13 protein-coding genes and 1 tRNA gene are annotated in these 22,530 nt (G+C 36.4%); 11 read left to right on the forward strand and 3 right to left on the reverse strand.

Going from position 1 to position 22,530, the window contains the following annotated elements; translation table 11 throughout:
- Complete coding sequence (gene upp, locus CLU97_RS16310; RefSeq protein ID WP_121488867.1) at positions 1 to 651, reverse strand: uracil phosphoribosyltransferase; 651 nt, start codon at positions 649 to 651, stop codon at positions 1 to 3.
- A 144-nt stretch (positions 652 to 795) separates the two neighbouring features.
- Here upp and CLU97_RS16315 point away from each other — a divergent pair, with 144 nt between their 5' ends.
- Together CLU97_RS16315 and CLU97_RS16320 are read left to right on the forward strand one after the other, a co-directional pair.
- The gene (locus CLU97_RS16315) at positions 796 to 4,719 is read left to right on the forward strand and encodes a Pls/PosA family non-ribosomal peptide synthetase (RefSeq protein ID WP_121488868.1); all 3,924 of its coding nucleotides are present in this window, start codon (positions 796 to 798) and stop codon (positions 4,717 to 4,719) included.
- A gap of 154 nt (positions 4,720 to 4,873) precedes the next feature.
- On the forward strand, positions 4,874 to 5,356 hold the full coding sequence (locus CLU97_RS16320; protein ID WP_147436499.1) for a GNAT family N-acetyltransferase: 483 nt from the start codon (positions 4,874 to 4,876) through the stop codon (positions 5,354 to 5,356).
- A 61-nt stretch (positions 5,357 to 5,417) separates the two neighbouring features.
- Here the strand turns inward: CLU97_RS16320 and der are convergent, their stop codons facing one another.
- Positions 5,418 to 6,728 (reverse strand): ribosome biogenesis GTPase Der, encoded by a 1,311-nt coding sequence (gene der / locus CLU97_RS16325; protein WP_121488870.1) that lies wholly within the window; start codon positions 6,726 to 6,728, stop codon positions 5,418 to 5,420.
- Positions 6,729 to 7,103: 375 nt separating this feature from the next.
- Between der and CLU97_RS16330 the strand changes: the two genes are divergently transcribed.
- Positions 7,104 to 7,174, forward strand: a tRNA-Gln gene (locus CLU97_RS16330).
- A 148-nt stretch (positions 7,175 to 7,322) separates the two neighbouring features.
- Here the strand turns inward: CLU97_RS16330 and CLU97_RS16335 are convergent.
- Positions 7,323 to 7,904: an antirestriction protein ArdA gene (locus CLU97_RS16335; protein WP_317125989.1), complete on the reverse strand. Its 582-nt coding sequence runs from the start codon at positions 7,902 to 7,904 to the stop codon at positions 7,323 to 7,325.
- Positions 7,905 to 10,653: 2,749 nt separating this feature from the next.
- Between CLU97_RS16335 and CLU97_RS16345 the strand changes: the two genes are divergently transcribed.
- From CLU97_RS16345 to CLU97_RS16385, 8 genes are all read left to right on the forward strand, one after another.
- Entirely contained in the window at positions 10,654 to 11,259 is a 606-nt protein-coding gene (locus CLU97_RS16345; RefSeq protein ID WP_121488872.1) for a mobilome CxxCx(11)CxxC protein, read from the forward strand.
- Complete coding sequence (locus tag CLU97_RS16350; RefSeq protein WP_121488873.1) at positions 11,252 to 11,440, forward strand: hypothetical protein; 189 nt, start codon at positions 11,252 to 11,254, stop codon at positions 11,438 to 11,440. Before CLU97_RS16345 ends, CLU97_RS16350 begins: the two co-directional genes overlap by 8 nt.
- Positions 11,441 to 11,873: 433 nt before the next feature.
- Entirely contained in the window at positions 11,874 to 12,275 is a 402-nt protein-coding gene (locus tag CLU97_RS16355) for a hypothetical protein (protein WP_121488874.1), read from the forward strand.
- 1 nt (position 12,276) lies between these two features.
- Positions 12,277 to 13,320: a hypothetical protein gene (locus CLU97_RS24075; RefSeq protein ID WP_228437751.1), complete on the forward strand. Its 1,044-nt coding sequence runs from the start codon at positions 12,277 to 12,279 to the stop codon at positions 13,318 to 13,320.
- Positions 13,321 to 13,323: 3 nt separating this feature from the next.
- Positions 13,324 to 13,782, forward strand: coding sequence for a hypothetical protein (locus tag CLU97_RS16370; protein WP_121488875.1), 459 nt, complete (start codon positions 13,324 to 13,326; stop codon positions 13,780 to 13,782).
- A 263-nt stretch (positions 13,783 to 14,045) separates the two neighbouring features.
- A complete protein-coding gene (locus CLU97_RS16375) occupies positions 14,046 to 15,620 on the forward strand; it encodes a T9SS type A sorting domain-containing protein (RefSeq protein WP_121488876.1) in 1,575 nt (524 codons plus the stop codon).
- Between the two features lie 4 nt (positions 15,621 to 15,624).
- A complete protein-coding gene (locus CLU97_RS16380) occupies positions 15,625 to 18,450 on the forward strand; it encodes a hypothetical protein (protein WP_121488877.1) in 2,826 nt (941 codons plus the stop codon).
- 5 nt (positions 18,451 to 18,455) lie between these two features.
- The gene (locus CLU97_RS16385) at positions 18,456 to 22,031 is read left to right on the forward strand and encodes a DUF6443 domain-containing protein (protein ID WP_121488878.1); all 3,576 of its coding nucleotides are present in this window, start codon (positions 18,456 to 18,458) and stop codon (positions 22,029 to 22,031) included.
- The last annotated feature ends 499 nt before the right edge of the window (positions 22,032 to 22,530 follow it).

The raw sequence follows: 22,530 nt of genomic DNA on the forward strand, positions 1-22,530 counted from the left end.
TTATCTCTGAAGTTTTTCTCCGTAGCTAAGGTCTCCGGCATCTCCTAATCCAGGAGTGATATATCCTTTTGAAGTTAAATGTTCATCAATTGCTCCTACCCAAATGTGAGCTTCCGGATAAGCATTTTGAACTGTTTCCACACCTTGCTTTGATGCAATGGCTGCTACAATATGAAGCTGGGTTGGATTCCCGTTGGTCAGCAAATCTTTGATAGCTTCAATAAGGGAAGCACCTGTTGCCAGCATGGGATCTGCCACGATAAGAGGTCTGCCTTCAATACTTGGGCAAGTAAGATAATCCTGTTTGATGGAGAAATAATCGTTGGCATCATGTTTTCTGTAAGCTGCCACAAAACCGCAGTCTGCTCTGTCAAGATAATTCAGAATCCCTTCAAACAACGGAACTCCGGCTCTTAGAATAGTGGTAATAACAGGCTGTACAGCAATTTCTCTGCTTTTTATTGTATCTAAAGGAGTTTGAATTTCAACTTCTCTGTACTCCAGTCCTTTACTGATTTCAAAAGCGGCAATCTCTCCGATTCTTTCCATATTTCTTCTGAATCTCATGCGGTCATGCTGAATGTCAACGTTTCTAAGTTCGTTGATCCATTCATTAACAAGAGAAAAGTTTTGCGATAAAATAGTAAGCATGAAAATTTTATTTTTTTTTAATTTCAGTTAATTGATATTAATTCCTGCAAAATTACAACTAAAAAACGAATTGAAAGATCCGGCTTGTGGAGAAATAAAGTATATTTATAAAAATATTCCCAACGCATTATTTGTAATTTTTTAATGATGAAAAGCCTTATTATAGGAAAAATCAGCCCGGACTTAATCAAAGAAGAAACTCTGCCTGAATTATTGGTTCCCACCTTTGAAAAATATAAAGATAAAACAGCCTTTATATTTAAAGATAAAAAGATATCGTATGCTGAACTGGACAGCTGGAGTAATGCTATAGCTCTTCAATTGCAGGATCATGGAGTACAACCTGGTGATCGTATAGGGGTATGGTACACCAGAAGTCTGGAGCTCCCTGTAGCTATACTCGGAATTTTGAAAGCAGGTGCAGCATATATTCCATTAGACCGCGAGATGCCTGAAGACAGGATCAAAAAGGTGTTTACAGACATTAATGTGAAAACTTATTTCTCGGACACAAATGCTCATATTCACTGCCAGCCTTTGGAAATTGTGTCACAGCCACAGCAATATGTTTCTTTGCCTATGGTAGATTATACGCCTGACAATTGGGCTTATGTATTATTCACTTCCGGAAGTACAGGAAATCCTAAAGGGATACCTATTTCCCATCGAAATATCTGCCATCTGATCCGTTCTGAGCAGGATTTTATAGGAATAAAGGATACAGACGTTGTTTATCAGGGATTTTCGGTGTCTTTTGACATGTGGTGTGAAGAAGTATGGATCAGCCTCTTTTCGGGAGCCACTATATGGATTGCGGATGCAACCACTGTAAAAGCAATAGATGAGCTAAGTGATGTTTTAACGAAAAATACTATTACGGTACTTCATGCAGTTCCAAGTATTTTAGCCATCATTGATGAAGTTCCCGCTATCCGCCTTATTAATACAGGGGGTGAAGCATGTACAAAACAGGTACAGGAAAAATGGGCAAAACCTTACAGAATATTTATCAACAGCTATGGACCTACAGAAACCACCGTTTCTTCCAATATGGCTCAGCTGAATAGCCAGCAAGAGCTTACAATAGGACCTCCTCTTCCCAACTATCACGTTGCCGTGATTGATGAAAACATGAATATTGTTCCGAGAGGAGAACGTGGTGAAATGGTTATTTCCGGCCCAGGAGTCAGCAATGGATATTTTAATCTTCCTGAGCTTACTGAACAGAAGTTTTTACAAAATCCCTTCCCGGAAGATCTTCCGGGAGACAGAATTTACAAAACCGGAGATGCGGTTATTATCCGGGAGGATGGCTTTATTGAGTTTCAGGGAAGAATAGATGATCAGATTAAATTACGCGGCTACAGAATTGAGCTTGGAGAAATAGAATCGAGGTTGAATCAGCTTCATGATGTTTCTGCAGCAGCAGTTTCTGTAAAGGAAGATTCCAACGAACAGGGGCAGCTCGTAGGATATGTTGTAATGAATAATGAATCTTCTTTTGATGAGAATGAAATGCGGAAGGAACTGGCAAAATTTCTGGCTCCTTATATGGTTCCTATTTCTATTGTTCTGCTGAAAGAGATGCCAAGGATGCCTAGTGGTAAAATCGACAGAAAACGACTTCCTGTTCCTGAAAGTTTCATTAGCCATCATAAAAAAGAAGAGATTAAAATTGATCATGAAGCTTCCGTTGAGGAAAGACTTCTTCAAACCCTGAAATGGGTATTTCCGGGAAAAGAAATTAACTTAAACCAGGATTTTTTCACGGATCTTGGCGGACATTCTCTGTTGGCAGCTACATTGGTTTCCCACCTTCGTCAAAAAGCCGGAATTCCTACCGCTTCCTTAAAGGAAATTTATGAAAACCGTCCTTTATCAAAATATTCCGAATGTCTCAAAAATAAACATGCTCAGACAGCAGCTCATCAGGAACCTTTTCAAAGGGTTTCAACTTGCCAGTATATTGCCTGTAATATTGCTCAGACAATAAGTTTGCTGGTTGTATTTGCTTTATTGAGTATTCAGATCTTTTTCCCTTATTTAAGCTATTATTATTTTCAGATTAATGGGTATGGACTACATTATGCCCTGTTGAGTGCCGTTTTATTGTATACATTGATTCCGCCAGTGTATTCTATCATTATCGTTCTAACAAAATGGCTGGTGATTGGAAAAATAAAAGAGGGAGATTATCCTCTTTGGGGATGGTATTATTTCCGATGGTGGCTGTGGAAAACCATTAAAAGACTGATGCCTTCAGAATTCATTGTAGAAACCCCTTTATATCCTAAATATCTAAAATTACTGGGAGTAAAAGTACACCCAAGTGCACAGCTGAGCTTATTACCCATTGCAGCAGAAGATCTTGTGACCATTGATGAAAATGTGAACACCAGTTCCGGCTGTAGTATAGATAACGCTTCTGTTGAAAACGGAATTCTAAGAATCAGAAAAGTGCATATTAAAGCTCATGCCTATCTGGGGTCTTCTGTTATTGTATGTGGAGATACTGAGATTGATCAATTTGGGGAGCTTCAGGATTTAAGCTGTCTGAATGAAGGAGGAAGAATTGGATTTGGAGAAGTATGGAATGGCAGCCCAGCGGAAAAGATAAGAGTAAAATCCGGAGAAGAAATTGAAGAACCACAACTGGCTTCAGCAGGAAAAAGAAACCGTTTTGCATTATTGTATGCATGTTCGCTGTTTTTCTTTCCTCTTCTTATTGTTTTGCCTTTAGCCCCTACACTTTACACCTTATATTATCTGGATGACCGCTCCGCTGATTATAATTTTTATTATTTATGGCAGGCTCCGATACTTTCTACCGTATATATTTTATTATTTATTGGAGTGGTAAGTGTACTGACCCGTATTTTACAGTACAATATGAAACCGGGTATTTATCCGGTATACAGTTTTATGTATTATAAAAAATGGATAAAAGACCAGATCTTCAATCTTTCTCTGATCATTGTACATCCACTTTTTGCCTCCATTTATATCAGTAAATTTTACAGAATGATGGGAGCGAAAGTGGGAAAAAATTCAGAAATATCGACTGCAAGTGATGTTTCTCATCATCTTTTGGAAATTGGTGAAGGTTCGTTTATTGCTGATGCGGTAATTCTGGGGGAACATGATGTAAGAAATGAAAAATTAATTTTATCTAAAACCACAATCGGAAACAACAGTTTTGTAGGAAACAGCGGGCTGATACCTCAGGGATATGAGCTTGGAAATGATATGTTGATTGGTGTATTGAGTAAAGCACCTTCGGAAGAGCAACTGAAAAATTCTACTGAAAAAGACTGGTTCGGATCTCCTCCGATTGGATTGCCTTCAAGACAAAAATCTGATGTTTTTCAGGATAATCTTACTTACAATCCACCATTCAAACTTAAGCTTGCAAGAGCTATCGTAGAAGGAATCAGAATTATTCTTCCACAAACGGTGATCATCATCTGCAGTGTATTATTTATTGCATACACCAGCACTTACCTGGAAGGGAATATTCATTATCTGGTTTTACTGGCTCCGTTTTATTATTTGGGAATTGTTGCCTTACCTTCATTTTTCTTCACTGTAATATTGAAATGGTTATTTGTTGGAAAATATAAAAAGACCGAAATGCCAATGTACAGTATGAAAGTGTGGCTAAGTGAAGGAATCACTACTATTTATGAAGCACTTCCTGTACAGTTTTTCCTTGATTTTTTACGGGGAACATTCTGGTTGCCATTCTTTATGAGATTTTTAGGTGTAAAAATCGGAAAAAGAGTCTGGCTGAATACAACTGACATTACAGAATTTGACATGGTAACCATTGGAGATGAGACTATGCTGAATGAAGACTGCGGCCCTCAAACCCATCTTTTTGAAGACAGAATTATGAAAATTGGAAGTGTAAAAATGGGAAGCCAGACTACAATCAATTCAAGAACGATTATTTTATATGACAGTGAAATTGGAAACAATGTTAATATTGATCCGCTTTCTCTTGTAATGAAAGGTGAAGTGCTTTCCGATAATACATCATGGCACGGAAGCCCATTGAGAGGAAAGTAATTATGCGGGGAGATGGAGGATGGAGGTAGTGAAAGCAAATAACAGGGATTAATATCTTTTTATCGAGCTTTTATTTTAAAGCAACAGGGTATAATATTTGCCACAGGATAACCTCCCAACCTCTCTCTTCCAGCCCATTAAAAAAAATATCATTATGAATTATTCCATCAGAAAAATAAAAATTACGGAAAATCTCCCTATCGTAGATGAATTGGTAGGAGAGCTTCATATTTCGGAAAAAGAAATGAATAACAAAACTGCTGACTGGAACAAGATCAGAGAAAATTACCTCCGCTTTATGACCGAATGTGAGGAAGAAAATGACGGCACTTTTCTCATCGCAGAAATTGACGGGAAAGCAATAGGTTTTCTTTTCGGGTATATTGATGAAAGGGATGACAGTAATTTTGAATCAGGAGAAGGAGATGATCTGTATGTTTCCGAAGGGTATGTGAAAAAAGAGTTCAGAAAGCAGGGAATCTACTCTGCTCTCAACAAAGCTTTTGAAGAAGCCTATACAGACTATAAAATCAGAAAAATCTACCGTTATACACTCTGTTCTAATGACACTATGCAACGCTGGTTGTCTTCCCAGGGATATCAGCCTGTAAGATTGGTTTATGAAAAATGGTTGTAGATTAAAATAAAAGAGTCCGGCAAGCTTCGCTTGCCGGACTCTTTTTGAACACTTGTTCTTATTATTTTTGTCTGAAATACACCTCAATTGGAACTCCGGTAAATCCGAATTGTTTTCTCAACTGATTTTCAGTAAATCTCTTATAAGGTTCTTTCACATATTGTGGAAGATTACAGAAAAATACAAACTGTGGTGACGGCGTAGGAAGCTGAACACAATATTTGATTTTAATATATTTCCCTTTCAATGCCGGTGGTGGCATACTTTCGAAAATCGGAAGCATTACTTCATTCAGTTTTGAAGTTTTAATTTTCTTCTTACGGTCTTCATAAACCTCCATGGCTACTTCTACAGCTTTTAAGATTCTCTGCTTTGTTAAAGCTGAAACAAATAAGATTGGAATATCCTGAAACTGACCAATTTTATCTTTGATTGATTTTTCGAAATCACGAATTGTATTAGTCTGCTTGTCTTCGATCAAATCCCATTTATTGACAAGAATTACAATTCCTTTTCTATTTTTCTGAGCTAATCCGAAGATATTCATGTCCTGAGATTCCCATCCCTGTGTGGCATCCACCATGATAATAACTACGTCAGAATATTCGATAGAACGGATAGATCTCATTACAGAATAGAATTCAAGGTCTTCGTTTACCTTAGATTTTCTTCTCATCCCTGCTGTATCCACCAATACAAACTCGTGTCCGAATTTGTTATATAAAGTCTGGATACTGTCTCTTGTAGTTCCTGCAATATCTGTTACAATATTTCTTTCAACATCCAGCAAAGCATTGGTCATTGTAGATTTTCCTACGTTTGGACGACCAGCAATAGTAATTTTTGGAAGTCCTTCAAAAGGATCTTTGTATTCTGTAGTAGGGAAATCTTTTACGATATCATCTAACAAATCTCCTGTTCCTGAACCTGTAGCTGAAGAAAGTGTATAATACTTGTCTATTCCTAACTGATAGAATTCTGTTGCCGGAAGTTCTTCTTTTGAGGAATCTACTTTATTAATAACGATATAAATTGGTTTATTGGACCTTCTAAGAAGTCTGTAGATTTCGTAATCTGTATCGGTAAGCCCTTCTTCCACATTCATCATAAAAATAATGGAAGTTGCCTCGTCCACTGCTAATTGTACCTGTTTACGGATTTCTTCTTCAAAGATATCATCTGTACCTACATCATAACCTCCTGTATCAATTACAGTAAAGTCTACTCCATTCCAGTCGGATTTTCCGTAGTGACGGTCTCTGGTAACACCAGCTGTAGAATCTACAATAGCTTCTCTTCTTTCTAATAAACGATTAAAAAGCGTGGATTTTCCTACGTTGGGACGCCCAACGATTGCGACAATATTTGACATAAAAAATGTTTAATAATCCTTTTGCTTTGCCCAAGGATATGTTATTAATGGGTTACTCCAACTTTTGGAGCCCAATTTTTTGCAAAGATAGGGTTTTATTATTTAAATGCAGTTTTAGGTAAAGAAGCGGGAAAAAGAGGGCTAGAAGCCTTTATTCATGGGAAAATTTACAATAGTTATTTTTATTAAAACTAAGCATGCTGTATCCGTAACTCTACTATTTCCGGGTAAACGTATTTTTTTTGAAAATTTTTATTGAAAAATAATTATTTGGGTATCAATAAGTAAAGCAGTTTACCCCACTATTATGTTAATTAATCTTTAGTTTTGATTTTCATATTTAAAATAAATTCTATAATTTCGCAACATCGAAAGAGACCTATAGTGTAACGGTAGCACTCCGGTTTTTGGTACCGTCAGTCGGGGTTCGAATCCCTGTGGGTCTACAATATAAAAAAATGCAACTAGCTAAATTACAGCAAGTTGCATTTTATTTTTGGTCACTTTTTGACGTTTAGTCACCTTTTTAGTCACACTTTTGATAAAAAACGCTCGAAGTGAACTCTGTTGAATCTATTTGAATCTGATTGTATTTTAACTGCGGAAGTAATGTCCGTTAGACTCGAAATAATCATACATTATGTTTCTTGCGGTTGCTTCCCAATCAATCACTACCCAATTAGGAATATTAAACGTATCATCTTCGTAAAGCCATTGTACAAAATCTTCATCACTTCCGAACTCGCCGTAATAAAAGTTATTGACGTACTCATACAGGCTCTGGAAGTCTAACCTACCTAGGATATCCAAACAGGCTTCAAATACTTCTGTATCATATCCCGAACTATCTATCTGATAGGCAATGTCATAGATATCTTTGGATAAATGACACTCACTAATCAGCCCTAGTTTTTCAAACAGTTCGCAACCCTCATGGTCTTGTAGCATGAATTCAGGGTCTTGTTCATCACAGTGAAGTTCATACATAGCCGTAAGTAGCTCGTCATAGTCTGAATAATCTCCGAGGTTAAGCCATTTGCCATACAGGCTTGCATTGTTGTACTTTGCGTACGTAGAAACATAGATACTTGCTGTATCCAGACAATTTTGTAAATTTGTCATGTCGATAATTTTAGAATAGTTAAAATTTATTGATGTAGCCTTGTTGCGTGCCATCGCTTCAAGGCATTTTTTGTTATATATCAAACCTTGTCTCCGTAGACACAAGGCTGTTCTTAGTAGAAAAGTACAGAGTAAAGATACGTAAAAAACACGATAACCACAAGGGTTTCAGGCAGTTTTTAACAAAAATATCAATACTTTTTAACCACTCCGAGCACAGAACCACACAAACAACTGTCAGAAAAACCTAAACACTTTGGCAGGGGGCAGGCAAAAAAAAGCTCTCGACCCGTACCACTTGAGTGTATAGTGAGTTGTGTCCCGACACGTACAAAAATTTTGAACTTGAGTATAGGGGGTATGTTTTTAAAGCAAATTTGACGGGGTAGTGTAAATAGAAACCCAAGTATTAGACAGTTTCTCCCAGAAGCCCGCATACAAACAACTATCCACCCAGAACACCACAAACCATTTACCTTAGTTTCCCGATGGGTAAGATTTGAAGGATTAAAGATGATAAATTAGTAGATAAATATTAGTATATATAGGTATAATGTTGCAGAAACTCTCAAAACACCACTGTTTATAGTAGTTTACAGAGATTATGAGTAAGATTGTGTAGTTCGGTTTGGGGTAAATAGGTAGATATATATTGACAAAATTACACTTCCAAAAAATCTACTTTTCTACACCTCGCCAAAACTGTAAAGATTATTTACCACACCCAGAAAGCTATAACAGTGTGAAAAAAAAATGTTTAAATCAGACTTCAGAAATTCAGTTCTTCATACCACACTGAAAAACTGAATCGTAAAACAAAACTTTTTTTTACAGTCATAAGCTTACACACGGAACATAGTTCAGAATAGTAGAATGTGATATGTGCAGATTCTCTACTTTTAGGGTAATATTGAGATATAAAAGCAAGCTTCAAAAGCAAAAAATCTTTTTCTCTACACCCCGCTACAAAATGTACAAACTGTCTATGAGCTTCTTTAAAATAACGTTTTAAATACAATCAATATTACAGGTCTTTTACTAAGTATTATCAGGTAGATATCGGTCAAAACATGTAGCATTGTAATTTTTATATCATTTTATTTACAAATAACACAATATTAACTTACTTTTACAGTAAAGAAAATAATTTTTTTCAGCTTAGTAGTATGTGTACCCCTCAATGAATGAGGGGCTTTTTATTTTTGGGGTAAAGACAGATATATATTTGTAAAACTCCTGTATCAAGAGATGAACTACAGCCAATTGTCACAATGTAAATATCTTCATCGGAAAGCTTTTCCAACGGCCACCTATCAATTTATAACCTTTATGTAGCAACAAAACACCCTAATCACACATTGTAAATATGTTATTTAAAACAGCTATTTATTAATAATTACACACAAGACAACCTGAAATAATCACAACATACACAACCAATTACTTCTTATTTTGTTTTAAATTCAAAAACTAAATGATTAATTTTGCACTACAAATTATGGAAAAGAATGGGTTACCTTCCCATTTGAAGGATATCGTTTTTTTGTAAGCGAGATTTTTAATTACTTGCTGCCTTATAATATAAGCATATAGAGTAAGGCAGTTTTTTCACAAAAAGATAAATGATTCGAGGTAATATAGATATTCTAAACAAAAGTATCATCAAATCTATTGTGACCTGGGACCCTATTTTTATATAGATAAATTCCGCCACAGTGTATACCTATTAAAGTGTAAGCTTTAAAGATAGTGTTACGGAAAAAAACTACTGCACGCCACCGTACCGCCGCCTATCATCAAAAAGATTCTGCACCCTAAAAAAGCAGCCCGAATAACTACTGCTTCCAGCTACCTACTACTAACTACCTACCACCTGCATATAGAGACCGCATACCTGCATACTGCATCATTATATGTTAGTAGAAACTCTGTAAACACCTTCTATCAGGGCGATAGCAGATTTCGCAGGGTTATACAGGAATGCATGCCCAACAAATGCAAATAATACTGTTTTTAGCCGTTTTTATATTTTTAGATGGTATTACGCTACAAAACAGAGATAATCGAAATTTGACACCTTTACATACTTGTATGAGAACGTTCGCTCATAGCACGTAATACATTTCTAAATTAAAGTCTCATTGAAAAAAAATGTTTAAATCAGGGTTCAGAAATTCATTTTTTCGGATTGTGCCATGAAAAACTGAAAAACTGAATCGTAAAAACAAATCTTTTTTTGAACCCAATATAATCATACCCTATAAGTAAGTAGCTTTATAATAGTATTATAATGGGTATTTTTTACTTTCTGCCCGACTGTGGTGCAGAATTTATACAAAATCTTCATGTTAAAAGCACACATGTTGATTCCAGGATTTCAGCAGACAGCATAATTATCCCCCTGCACTCACCGTTATTTTTCCACGCAAAAAATACAAACTGTCATAAAATTAAAAAAAATATCATACATTTGAATACAACAAAAAAAACAAATGCATGACCAACATAAGAAATTTCAAATTATATTGTAAATTATTATAACACTATTGTAGATGTTATTATGTTCTTAGTTTCACACAGCACAGATGTGACATAATTTCCATTAATGCATTTTAAAGAAAAATAGTATAAATATGTGCCCATACAAAAAAGCACAAAAACATCTCATACGTTATCACTGAAAATCAAACTATTAAGAACGTTAATTCATAAAAATTTAAAAATTGAAGCAATATCTATTGTTATTATTGGCACAATGCGTAAATTAGAAAGTTTTAGATAATTTTTTGAAAACCGTACAAAAATGACACCTGAAGAACAATTGAGAGTCGACTCTTGGGATAATTCAATTCAAACATTTGGAAAAAGTTATATTTTTAGCAAAAGAGCACAGTTTTACAGTAATTGGAATAGATTTTTAGCTATTTTAGGAATAGTTGTCCCATTGACAATTGGCGCAACTGCTTCTGGATATGGTTTTAATTCAGAAATATTAAAAAACACTATTGCTATTTCAATTCCTTTGTCAATTATACAACTAATTATTTCAGCATTTGCTTTGGTAAATAATTGGAATGATAATCTATCATATTCATTAGAAGCTGTTAATGATTATAATTCGCTCTCGGATAATTTTAAAAAATTAGGTAAAAATCCTCCGAATAGTTTTGAAGAATTTTCAAGAACTTTTGAAATTTTAGAAACTAAAATGAGTTCAAGAGCTGATAATGATGCAAAGTATAGCCTTAAAGAGAGAGAGCTTCGAAAAGGTATGCGATATGCATTAAGAGAATTCCAAAGACAATGTGTAGGATGCAATAAAGTTCCATTATCAATCTCATCGACCGATTGTGAGGTTTGTGGTAAATTTGAAAGAAGTTTAATACATAAAATTTTATTCCATGGATGAAAAAGTAAAAAGACTATTGAAAGTCTATTCAGAACTTGACTATAATCAAAGAAAAGAAGTTCGAGAATTTATTGAAAATTACGAAAAGAAAGATTTTCAAGAAAAAAGAACTATAAATGAATCCTTAAACAAAAGTTTAGGTCCATTGATGACAAATACGTGTGCTTATTGTGGTAAATAATAACTGCCTATAACATGTTCAGCTTCAGTAACTTTTTCTAAAATTATAAGGTTTATCTGAAAATATAGAGATAGAAGAGACTTTGATAAGAGTCTCTTTTTTTATGTGCCGATGCACTCACCGTTACATTTCCACGCAAAAAAACAAACTGTCACATAATTACAAAAATTCTTATATTAGCACCTAAATTTTATCGAAAACGAAAAAGCGTTAATAATTATTCTGCCAATAGGAATCTGGTAAATTCAAAAGTGATGCAGAATGATAAGTTGAACGCTCACGTCCATATTATACGGGACGTGGGTTTCTCTTATTTGCATCACAAGGCTTACCAGAGCCTCTATTGGTAAATAAGTATTAGAGCCTGCGTCCTTTTTCTATTATACCCCCTCAATGAATTACACTTTTAGGCTCGGAGTGATACAACATCACAATGAAAAAACTTTTATTATCAGGAGTACTGGTACTGCTAAGCACATTATGCTTTTCCCAAAACTATTATTTCTCACACAGAAAAGAAAGTATTAAGTACACGGACAGTTACGGACAAACCCAATACAAAACCATTGCAGACGAAGTATCTAATTACAAGTTTTATTTTGAAGTATCTACCGATGGAAGAGCAACCCAGCTTTTTACAGTTTATAACAACGGTCAGGAAGCCTATTGGGCAGCCGAGCTAAAAAAATCAGGCTACAAGGAGATTTCAGGAAAGATTTTTAAACAATCCCTTTACTACAATACCAATTCTAAAGAGAACATCTATGTGTTTATCTCGCAGGATTACAAAAAAATCATTGTAATGTCAAACGATGGAATAGCCGAATATTACTAGCATGGAAAAGAAAACTATTCAGGTTGACAGCAACATACCTAAATCAGTGCTGATAGGTTTTTTATTAGCATTTCTAACGATTTTTGCAGTCCAACATTTCAGTACATTTTCATATATCCCGAATCTAGGTAACCCTACTATTGATTACGGACACAAGGTTGTTATTAGCGGAACATACGACACCCGCACAACGCCTGTTGGTGCATTATACCAAACAACGCCTTTTGGAACAAGGATTAACCTCCCCACAAACGGAATGATGTGCAGTGAGCTACTGTATGATTCTGATTTCAAGAGCTACTCCAACAAAGGCGTGTTGTATGCAAAATCTGTATTTACCGATTACAAATATCTCCTGCTATTTTGGTTAGCATACACACTTACCGTACTGTTTTTCAAAAGATACCGTCTAAAGGTTTTGATTCTGATTCTGCCAGTTTTAGGGATGAGTTGCGAAAACAAGACTGTGCAGGAAAAAGCTTCAACAAAAGCAATACAAGCTGATACAGCCATTCAATACACCCCACCGACTGTAAGCCTGCCCGACCCAGAAACAATTCAAAAAAGATACTCTTTTGTGGTTTTTGAAGGGGATAGTTTCTTTTCACACGAGGGGCAAAAGATAGTGACAACAGGAATATTTGAAACAGATGCATTTCTGGACAAGGATAAAGAATACCAACTCATGGACGAAGCCCAGCAAAAAGCCATGATTAATCTGGAACTAAAAAACGTTGAAAAAAGATATATCCAAACTTTTGACAGTTATGCAGAAGCCAGCAAGAAAAGAGAAAACTTGCTGGGTATAAATCAAAATACCAGCAATGAGGAAGAACACCCATATCAGCAATATATCGTAATCCAACACAAAGCTTATTTCCACCAAACACCTAATCAGAACACCAGAAAAGACACTTATTTATTGTACGGAGCAAAAATATTCGTATCAAACGAAACCCAATATTTTGTATACACCACCTTTACAAATACTGATGGTATAACAAGCAAAGGTTGGATTCTTAAAACAGACATTGAAATATATTAAATTATGAAAAAACTTCCTTTAAAAGCTATTACGATAGCACTATCCCTCACATTAGTAACCGTAAACTGCTCTAATAGCAATGATGATAACACCACCACCCCAACCAATCAACAGCCACCTGCAACAACGCAGTATTTTCACCCGCCAACGTGGATTCAGGGAACATGGAAATACGCACCGTTTGGAACACCTATAGACTCTCCGTTGACATTAAAGTTTACTGATTCTGATATAATTTCGATTAGTTCGGGCGGAACACAAACCAGCTGGACAGAGAACATAAAAGTATCTCCAAACGGAGGTAGTGTCGATGAAAACACTACAAACACACAATACAACGTTACTATCAAACATAATGGTTCGGGAACTACTGAGTTTTTTGAGTTCAGAAAGATTTCTGACACCGAGATACAATACAGACAAGCTCCTGTACTGAACTGGACGAGTTTGGTCAAGATGTAACACTAGCCTTGTGTCTTTGTGTACAAGGTTTTTTCACCACATAAACAACTAATAAACAACACTTTAAGTAAAAATCTGCAACATAGTACCTATATATACTATAAATATCTATACTTATTATTACACCATTCCCAAACCCATAATTGGGAAAATTCAGAGATAACACGTCAAGTTTTGACGCTTTGACTGTATATCTTTGAAAACAAATAAAGATTTATATTTGCGCAATTTTTTAAATTAATATTAACATTAAACAACAAAGGATGACAAAACTGTACCTTAGTGCATTTATAATATGCACATCCCTCAGCATTTCAGCTCAGGAAGTTCTCTGGCAACGGGACATCAAATCCAGTTCGCAGGATTTTTTAAGCCAGATAACTACAACTATTGACGGCCAGTACCTGATTACAGGAAGCTCTATACAGCCCCCAAGAGCTGGAAGTAAGCAAAACAACGGCTATGATTTCCATTTGATTAAACTTGACCAGCAGGGAAACCAAACCTGGGAAAAATACTTCTCTGGAAACAATCACGATTATTTATCGGCAACTGTCAGCACTCAGGACGGAGGATTTTTGATTTCAGGCACCTCATATTCAAGTAAGGGGCTGGATAAAAAGGACGATTCTAAAGGCGGATCAGACGTTTGGCTCATCAGAATTAACGAATTTGGAGACGAGCTATGGCAAAAAACCATAGGAACTTCAGCAGATGAAGAAGCCAGATCGGTGATTCAAACAACTGACCAGGGATTCTTTGTAGCTGGCAATATTCAGACCCTTCGACAAGCTCAGGATTCTAAAGGCTACGGCTCTAAAGATGTACTTATCGTTAAATTAGACAAAGACGGAAAAGAACTCTCCCAACTCATTTTTGGTGGTAAGGCGATTGATGAAGTCGAGAAGATGATTCCTACACGAGATGGAGGAGCACTACTTGGAATTTACTCCAGAAGTGGTATCGGTGGTACTAAGAAAACAGAAAACTACGGTGAAGGAGATTACCATATTATAAAACTCTCAAAAGACGGAAAAATTCAGTGGGAGAAGAACTTTGGCGGAAAAGGCGATGATCATATCAGAACCCTTGCGTTAACAGCAACAGGCTACATTATCGGTGGAGAATCCAGATCAGAAAGAACAGGCAATAAAACCGTTGGAATTCAGGAGGGCACAGATTTATGGGTTATTGCTTTAGATCAAAACGGGAATGAAGAGTGGCAAAAATCCTACAGCTTTGGAAACAGGGATATTCTGATGGGAATGAGCGTGATTCAGTCTTCGGACGATAAGTTATCTAAAGGCGTATTATTAGGTGGATATACGCAGTCTGAAGGCAGGATAAAAGCCGATGAACAGACGTTTTGGTTACTATATATTGATCAGCTAGGGAATGAATCATGGAGAAAACATATAACAGGAGAATCCCGAAAAAAAGAGGAAAGGTTATCTGACTTGAAGCTGAATAAAGACGGCTCGATTGTAATTGCAGGCACGAGCGCTGAAGAACTGGGTAAAGAAAACTGGAAGATTGTAAAGCTGGGAGATAAGCAGGTTAATGATCTGATTGAAAGACAGGATATCAAAATTTATCCGAACCCAGTATCAGATTATGCTTATGTAGAAATAGGGTTTGATTCTTCGACAGGCTCAGAACAGGGCTTCAAAAATGCAGATATCCTGTTATATGATATGTCAGGAAGACAGCTTCAGAGCCTTACAACCAAAAACAGAGTCACCAAAATCAATACACAGGCACTTATTCAGGGTGCTTACCTGGTGACTATCAAAACTGATACTAATAAAACGGCTAGTGCCAAACTCATAAAGAAATAACACGATGAAAAAAACAATCATTTCACTGGCAATTCTTATTGCTGGTATGGGGCAGTTATATGCCCAGCAACAACAGGTTAATTTCGGGGATTCCTCAAGACCTGTACCTTCTGTTTCTTCCCTTGCCACCTATGCCAATACTCCTGTATCTAGTGCAACAGGACTTCCTGACATTTCATTTCCTTTGCTAGGATTACCAACCTACAATGGCGGAATGAGCTTAAATGTGGGACTGTCTTACAATCCTATGAATGTCTCACAGAGTGAACCTGCCAGTCAAACAGGTACGGGATGGTCGGTATTTGCGGGAGGCGTTATCTCAAGGAGCATTACGCTTGATATTGATGAGATGTATGATGATACAACCAATGGTAATTATGTTAAAAATAATTTTGATGATATTTATTATTACAATCTTCCTGGGATTTCTGGAAAATTCAAATTTATCAGGAATCCAACCACCAATACTTTTGAGCTGATTAATCTTTCTTCCAATAAGGTGAAGATTGAGTATACCCGAACCAGCAATACCGCAACCCTTATCCTTGATTCTTTCACCATAACCGATGCAAACGGTACAAAATATTTTTTCAATGATTACAGTAGAAGCAATCAGGAAAGAAATGCCTATTCACCTGGTGGAAAAGTGTATAAATCTGCCTTCTTTTTATCCCACATTAAAGATGCCAATAATGTGGAACTTGCCAATTTTGCGTATCAGAAGGATATCAAATATAAGAATAATTCCACAACGATTGTCTATCAAACCTGTAAATTAAAAAGTATTACATCTCCTGGCTTTGGAAAAATTGAATTTGATTATTTATATGATTCTGCACTGGAAGACAGTATGAATGATCCGTATCAGCTTCAAAAAATAAGCTTAAAAGACAATTATAACCATATGATTTCTGGATATAATTTTGAATATATTTCATTTAGCTATAATTATTCACCTTCAGGAAATCCATTAAATATTGAATATAAAAGATCCTTAACAAAACTAAAAAAGCTGGATAAGAATGGATCTGTTTCACAGACAACAGAATTTGAATATGGTGACTCTGCTGCTGCTTCATCTCCTGGAATGAGTCCAAGCTCTTTATGTGATAATTTATATCCCTCTTTCACACCAAAAGTTGTCCAAGGAATTTTAAAAAGAGTAATTACTCCGAGTAGAGGAGTCATAGAGTATAACTTTGAGCCTAACCAATATTATAAGGATAGAAGTGAGCCCAATTATGTCAATTCTATTCTCAGCGGGAACAGTTTTATTGATGGGGAAGTACAATACCTGGCTTCATTTAAAGATCTGTATTATAATACTAATCAGACTACCAACTATACGTTTACCATTTCAGGAACTCAATCCAAAAAAGTATACCTTGTATTTGGAGTCGATGAATTATTCCCTGCGCCACCATATTGGGATTCCAATACACCTACTTATGTAGATTATGTGATAAAAAACGGTAACGAGTTTATTTACGGAAATGCCTGTGGATCTTCCCAATATGCGGTAAGGGAGTATGACCTGTCACCAGGAAATTACACTTTAATGGTGACGGGATCGGGAGGTAAAGGTTTAGCCAATTTCTTTGGAATAGAACATATTGCTCAGCCGTTCCCTAACAAGGTTACAGGGGCAGGAATAAGGATTGGCAGTATTAATTATTATAACAGCAAAACAGAAACTACCCCTGTAAAAACTACTAAATTTGATTATAGCAGTTTTTCAGACAGCCAGGCTTCATCAGGTGTTTTGTTCTCTCCAGAATCAGTTGCCAATGCAGATAGCTATCCATTATATAAAAATGTAAAAATAACTGAAGGTGATAATAGCAACGGGCATGTCAAGTACTACTATAAAAACCCTGATGACTATCCTAAAAATGGGGATTACTGGCCTTATTACTCTTTAACAAGCGGAGGATTACTGGACAAAAAAGAAGTGTATAATGCACAGAATAAACTTCTGGTTTCAGAAGAGAATAATTATACGTTTGAAGAAATTCCTGGAGCCCAGGATTATCAACTTTGGAGCAATAACACCTTAACTTCCAAAACAGCATGGCTGAAAAAATCATCGGTTACCTCCACCAGCTATTTTGATAACGGGCAAAGTATAGAAGAGAAATCGGAAACGAATTTTAATGCCTTCAATTTTGGCGTAGAGTCTACCAAAAAAGTAGTGGACGGAAATACCACAGAGCAATTCTACACTTATCCTGATGCAGGGTACAATAATCTTTCCAACGCTCATATTTTGGATGTCCCTGTTGTACAGGAAGAAAAAAACGATGGTAAAACACTTTCTAAAATACAGACAAAATATGACAATGCAGGCAGTACATTACCTACTTCGGTGCTGGCTACTAATTTAAGTGACGGAACGACAAAAACAACAATGAAATTTGATCTCTATGACGAAAAAGGAAATCTCCTGCAATTCACCTCTTCCGTAGGAATTCCTACAGCAATTGTGTATGGGTATGACAAAACACAGCCTATTGCCAAAATAGAGGGTGCAACATATACACAGATAACTCCTTATATTCAGGCTATAGTAGATGCTTCCAATGCAGATGCTCAAAACCCAGCCAATGAACAGGCACTGCTTACAGCACTGGATAATTTTAGAAATACAACCGCATTGAAGGACTTCCAGATCACCACCACCACCTATGACCCACTCATAGGCATGACGACAACCACCCCGCCTAATGGGATAAGAGTAATTTACAAATATGACGCTAATAACAGGTTACAGAAAATAGTGGATATGAATGGGGTAACACTGAAAGAATACCAATACAACTACAAAAACTAAACACAATGAAGAAAATAATACTACTTCTCAATTTGTGGGCGGTGGGTTTTACCTATGCACAGACCAATCTTACCCAGACAGAAAATTATATTTATGAGAAAACCTGTTTAACAGAAGACTGTTCCAAAAAAACAGAAACCGTACAATATCTTGACGGGCTGGGAAGAGTGAAGCAGAATATCGCTGTAAAAGCAACACCCTCAGGAAAAGATATTGCCGTTCCTGTAGAATATGACACCTATGGAAGACAGGTAAAAAGCTATCTTCCTATTCCGCAGTCAGGGACACAGAATGGAGCTTTATATGCAGATCCGCTTTCCAATGCTTCTTCTCTTTACGGAAATGAAAAAATCTATGCTGAAAAGGTACTGGAATCGTCTCCTTTGGGAAGACCATTACAGCAAAAACAGGTCGGGAACGACTGGTCTGGACATCCCGTACAGTTTTCATATGATGCCAATACCTCAGCAGATGCGGTAAAAAAATATAGTGTAGTTACAAGCTGGATAGAGGGACGAACCAACAGCGAACTGAGCCTTTCAGGAACCTACGCTGAAAACACGTTATATAAATCTACGGTTACGGATGAAGACGGTAATATAACTACCCAATTTAAAAATAAGAAAGGACAGACCATCTTAACCAGAAAAAAAGACGGAACCCAGAATGCAGATACGTACTATATATACAACGAATATGGCGGACTGGCTTATACCCTTCCTCCATTAGCTTCTGCCTCTGCTTTAACATTGACTATGGTAGATAATCTATGCTACCAGTACCGATATGATGGCTGGAACAGGCTTGTGGAAAAGAAAATTCCAGGAAAAGGCTGGGAGTTTATGGTGTATGACAAGGCGGACAGAATGATTCTATCCCAGGATGCGAATCTAAGGAAATCTTTCGACTGGATCATCTATAAATACGATGTGTTGGGAAGACCTATTTATACAGGAATCGTAAAGTCTAATAATAGTAGGATCGGGATGCAGAATCAGATCCTTGGAGGAGCTGTTATTGAAGGAAGGGATAATACCCCTCTGACAGCAAACGGAATGCCTTATTATTACACCAATATGCATTGGGGACTGGATACACTTTTGTCTGTTACGTATTATGACTCTTATCCTCAGCAGTATGGCTTTAATCCCCCTGTACCTTCAAGTATTATGGGGCAAACTGTACTGACAGATACCCCTACCTCAGATGGAATGAGTACAAAAGGACTTCCTGTACTCAGTCTTGTAAAGAATATTGAAGATGATGGCTGGACAAAAACCTATACCTATTATGACAGAAAAGGAAGAGTGATTGGAGCTCATTCTATTAATCATTTAGGCGGATATTCCAAAACAGAATTATTACTTGACTTTGCTGGTGTGATACAACAAAGTAAAGTCTATCACAAAAGACTGGCAACAGATCCAGAAAAGGTAATTACCCAAAGCTTTACTTATGACCAGCAAAACAGATTATTAGTGCATAAACACCAAATTGATTCTAATCCAGAAGAAATTTTGGTACAGAATGAATACAATGAGCTTTCACAGCTGAAAAACAAAAAACTCGGGGGAAGCAATCCTTCCCAGCCATTACAGAGTATTGACTATACTTATAATATCAGGGGATGGAATACTAAGATCAATGATCCTTCCAATCTGAACGGTAGACTGTTTGGATATGAAATGAAATATTCCAGTCCTGTAAACTCCAACGTAGCTCCTGGAAAATTCTCAGGAATAATCACAGAAGTAGACTGGAAAAATGCTTCCGAAGATGTACTGAAAAGGTATAACTACAGTTATGACGGGCTAAGCAGGCTAAAGGATGCTGTCTATTCTGAACCTAATGCTACGGTTCCCTTTAACAATTATTACAATGAGCACCTTACTTATGATCTGGGAGGAAACATCAAGACCCTAAAAAGAAATGCCTTCCCTGTGAACGGAAGTACAGCCACACAGGCAGATGACTTGGTATATGATTATACTGGAAATCAATTGACTAAAGTAACCGAAAATGCATTGAATGATTCAGGATATGAAGGCGGAAATAATCTTATTACCTATGATCAGAACGGGAACATGAAAGATATGCTGGATAAAGGAATTCAGTCTATTCAATACAATTATCTGAACCTTTCTAACCAATATACCGTTCACCAATCAAGTGCATTTGGGCAAATGAGTTACAGCACAATGAATTATCTTTACCGTGCTGACGGAACCAAACTGCGCAAAACCTATTCCAGTGCACCCCCAAGAGGATCTACCACTACCCGTATTACAGACTATCTGGATGGCTTCCAGTACACCTACACTGAAGGAGGCGGAATATGTCTTGAATGCAGAACGGAAAGTGCCTTTGAACAGCAGGCTTATAGAAATGCATCATTTGTATTTCCTGGAAATCCAACCCCAGAATGGAAGCTGGATTTTGTTTCCACAGCAGCAGGATATTACAGTTTCACAGAAAACCGCTATATTTACCAGTACATAGACCACCTTGGAAATGCCAGGGTAAGTTTTGCAAAAAACAGCGAAGGTGCTCCTGAAATTATAGATACCAACAATTATTATCCTTTTGGACTGAACCATATTTCAAATTCGTTCAGCAATTCAGGTTTTGGAAGCTTCTACAGTTATAAATATAATGGCAAAGAACTTCAGGAAACAGGATTGTTTGACTACGGATGGAGACAGTATATGCCCGATTTGAGTAGATGGAACGGAATAGACCAGCTGGCAGAAAGCTACCTCTCTACCAGTACTTATGCTTATGTTGCCAATAACCCTATCTCAAGCTTTGATGTAGACGGAAGATGGTTTAATGAGGATGGAAGCATCCGCCCTTCCACCACGTTTGATTATACGCCAGGGGCATACAAACCTACGATGTCCTTCAGTACCTCTAATGGTATGCATTATAACGAAGGCGGTGGCGGTGGAAACTATACCCCATTTGGAAGAACACAGGCATATGCAGATCTGATGACTGCCTTTTATAATGGAGGAACTGGAGGAATGTCTAATATTGGTGGTACACTAAGATGGTGGACAGATTATGAGGATCCTGATCCTACTGTAACAGGGATAGGTGCTTTTGGTATGTTGAAGCTAAAAGGGAATGCTTCAAATTCCAATAGTACATCAAATTCTCTTATGGATAACTTTTTTAACTGGATTCAAGGTAATCCAATTAAAGTATCACAATTTGCAGGAATGATACAGGCAGGTTCTACAGTAGCTGAAAAAGGACTATCAAGCTGGAATGGTGCTTCAAATATTACAAAAAGTCGTATTTTTGCAGAAACCATAAGTACAAAACTACCTGCTTCTGCTAAAGCTTTGGGAAATGCTTCAAAAGTTTTTAGTGTTGCTGGAAAGGCAGTTGGAGTTTTAGGAATCGCAAACACCGTTTATCAATGGAAAAATGGGAATATTTCTGATACAAGAGCAATTGTTGATGGATTGATGGGAGTTGCTGGTTTCATTCCTGCTACAGCTTGGGTATCGGTAGTTTATTTTGCAGGAATGGCACTTTATGAAACATATGGTAACGATGGTAAACCCCTATTTTAAAATGATTAGATTTATAAGATTGCTTTTTTATCACATTTATATTTACTATTATAAGAAGGAAGGGAAATCAATAGCAAAATTTTCCACATTTGCGGTTTTTTTAGTTATAATCGCACTTCTAACAATAAGTATTAATGATTTATTTTGCCAATATTATGATATTAAGTACACCTCACTTTCTGGAAGCCTTTATATTTTAGTTTGGGTAGTTATTGGTTTCTTTATTGCCTACTACTTGTACAGAGAAGGATTTCAGGATTTCAATGAATATCATGATTTTAATAGAAAATATTATTATTATTTTTTTATAATAGTAATAGCTACTCTTTGTATAGTAATTTATACAGGTAAAATAAATAGAAAAAGAATTTTTAATCAAAGAGAAATGCATAAAACATCTGTTGAAAAGAAAAAATAGAATGACTTGATATATAAGATTATTATTGTGGAGACAGGTAATGTTCCTAACAATTTAGTAATAAATTAGCGTATTGGGTTC

The sequence above is a fragment of the Chryseobacterium sp. 7 genome, assembly GCF_003663845.1.
Classification (GTDB): domain Bacteria; phylum Bacteroidota; class Bacteroidia; order Flavobacteriales; family Weeksellaceae; genus Chryseobacterium.

What these genes read in the sequence shown, in the direction of transcription:
- CLU97_RS16385 (WP_121488878.1), top strand. Translation starts at nt 18,456, where the DNA reads ATGAAGAAAATAATACTACTTCTCAATTTGTGGGCGGTGGGTTTTACC.
- CLU97_RS16380 (WP_121488877.1), top strand. Translation starts at nt 15,625, where the DNA reads ATGAAAAAAACAATCATTTCACTGGCAATTCTTATTGCTGGTATGGGG.
- CLU97_RS16355 (WP_121488874.1), top strand. Translation starts at nt 11,874, where the DNA reads ATGAAAAAACTTTTATTATCAGGAGTACTGGTACTGCTAAGCACATTA.
- CLU97_RS24075 (WP_228437751.1), top strand. Translation starts at nt 12,277, where the DNA reads ATGGAAAAGAAAACTATTCAGGTTGACAGCAACATACCTAAATCAGTG.
- CLU97_RS16335 (WP_317125989.1), bottom strand. Translation starts at nt 7,904, where the DNA reads ATGGCACGCAACAAGGCTACATCAATAAATTTTAACTATTCTAAAATT.
- der (WP_121488870.1), bottom strand. Translation starts at nt 6,728, where the DNA reads ATGTCAAATATTGTCGCAATCGTTGGGCGTCCCAACGTAGGAAAATCC.
- upp (WP_121488867.1), bottom strand. Translation starts at nt 651, where the DNA reads ATGCTTACTATTTTATCGCAAAACTTTTCTCTTGTTAATGAATGGATC.
- CLU97_RS16345 (WP_121488872.1), top strand. Translation starts at nt 10,654, where the DNA reads ATGACACCTGAAGAACAATTGAGAGTCGACTCTTGGGATAATTCAATT.
- CLU97_RS16320 (WP_147436499.1), top strand. Translation starts at nt 4,874, where the DNA reads ATGAATTATTCCATCAGAAAAATAAAAATTACGGAAAATCTCCCTATC.
- CLU97_RS16375 (WP_121488876.1), top strand. Translation starts at nt 14,046, where the DNA reads ATGACAAAACTGTACCTTAGTGCATTTATAATATGCACATCCCTCAGC.
- CLU97_RS16370 (WP_121488875.1), top strand. Translation starts at nt 13,324, where the DNA reads ATGAAAAAACTTCCTTTAAAAGCTATTACGATAGCACTATCCCTCACA.
- CLU97_RS16315 (WP_121488868.1), top strand. Translation starts at nt 796, where the DNA reads ATGATGAAAAGCCTTATTATAGGAAAAATCAGCCCGGACTTAATCAAA.
- CLU97_RS16350 (WP_121488873.1), top strand. Translation starts at nt 11,252, where the DNA reads ATGGATGAAAAAGTAAAAAGACTATTGAAAGTCTATTCAGAACTTGAC.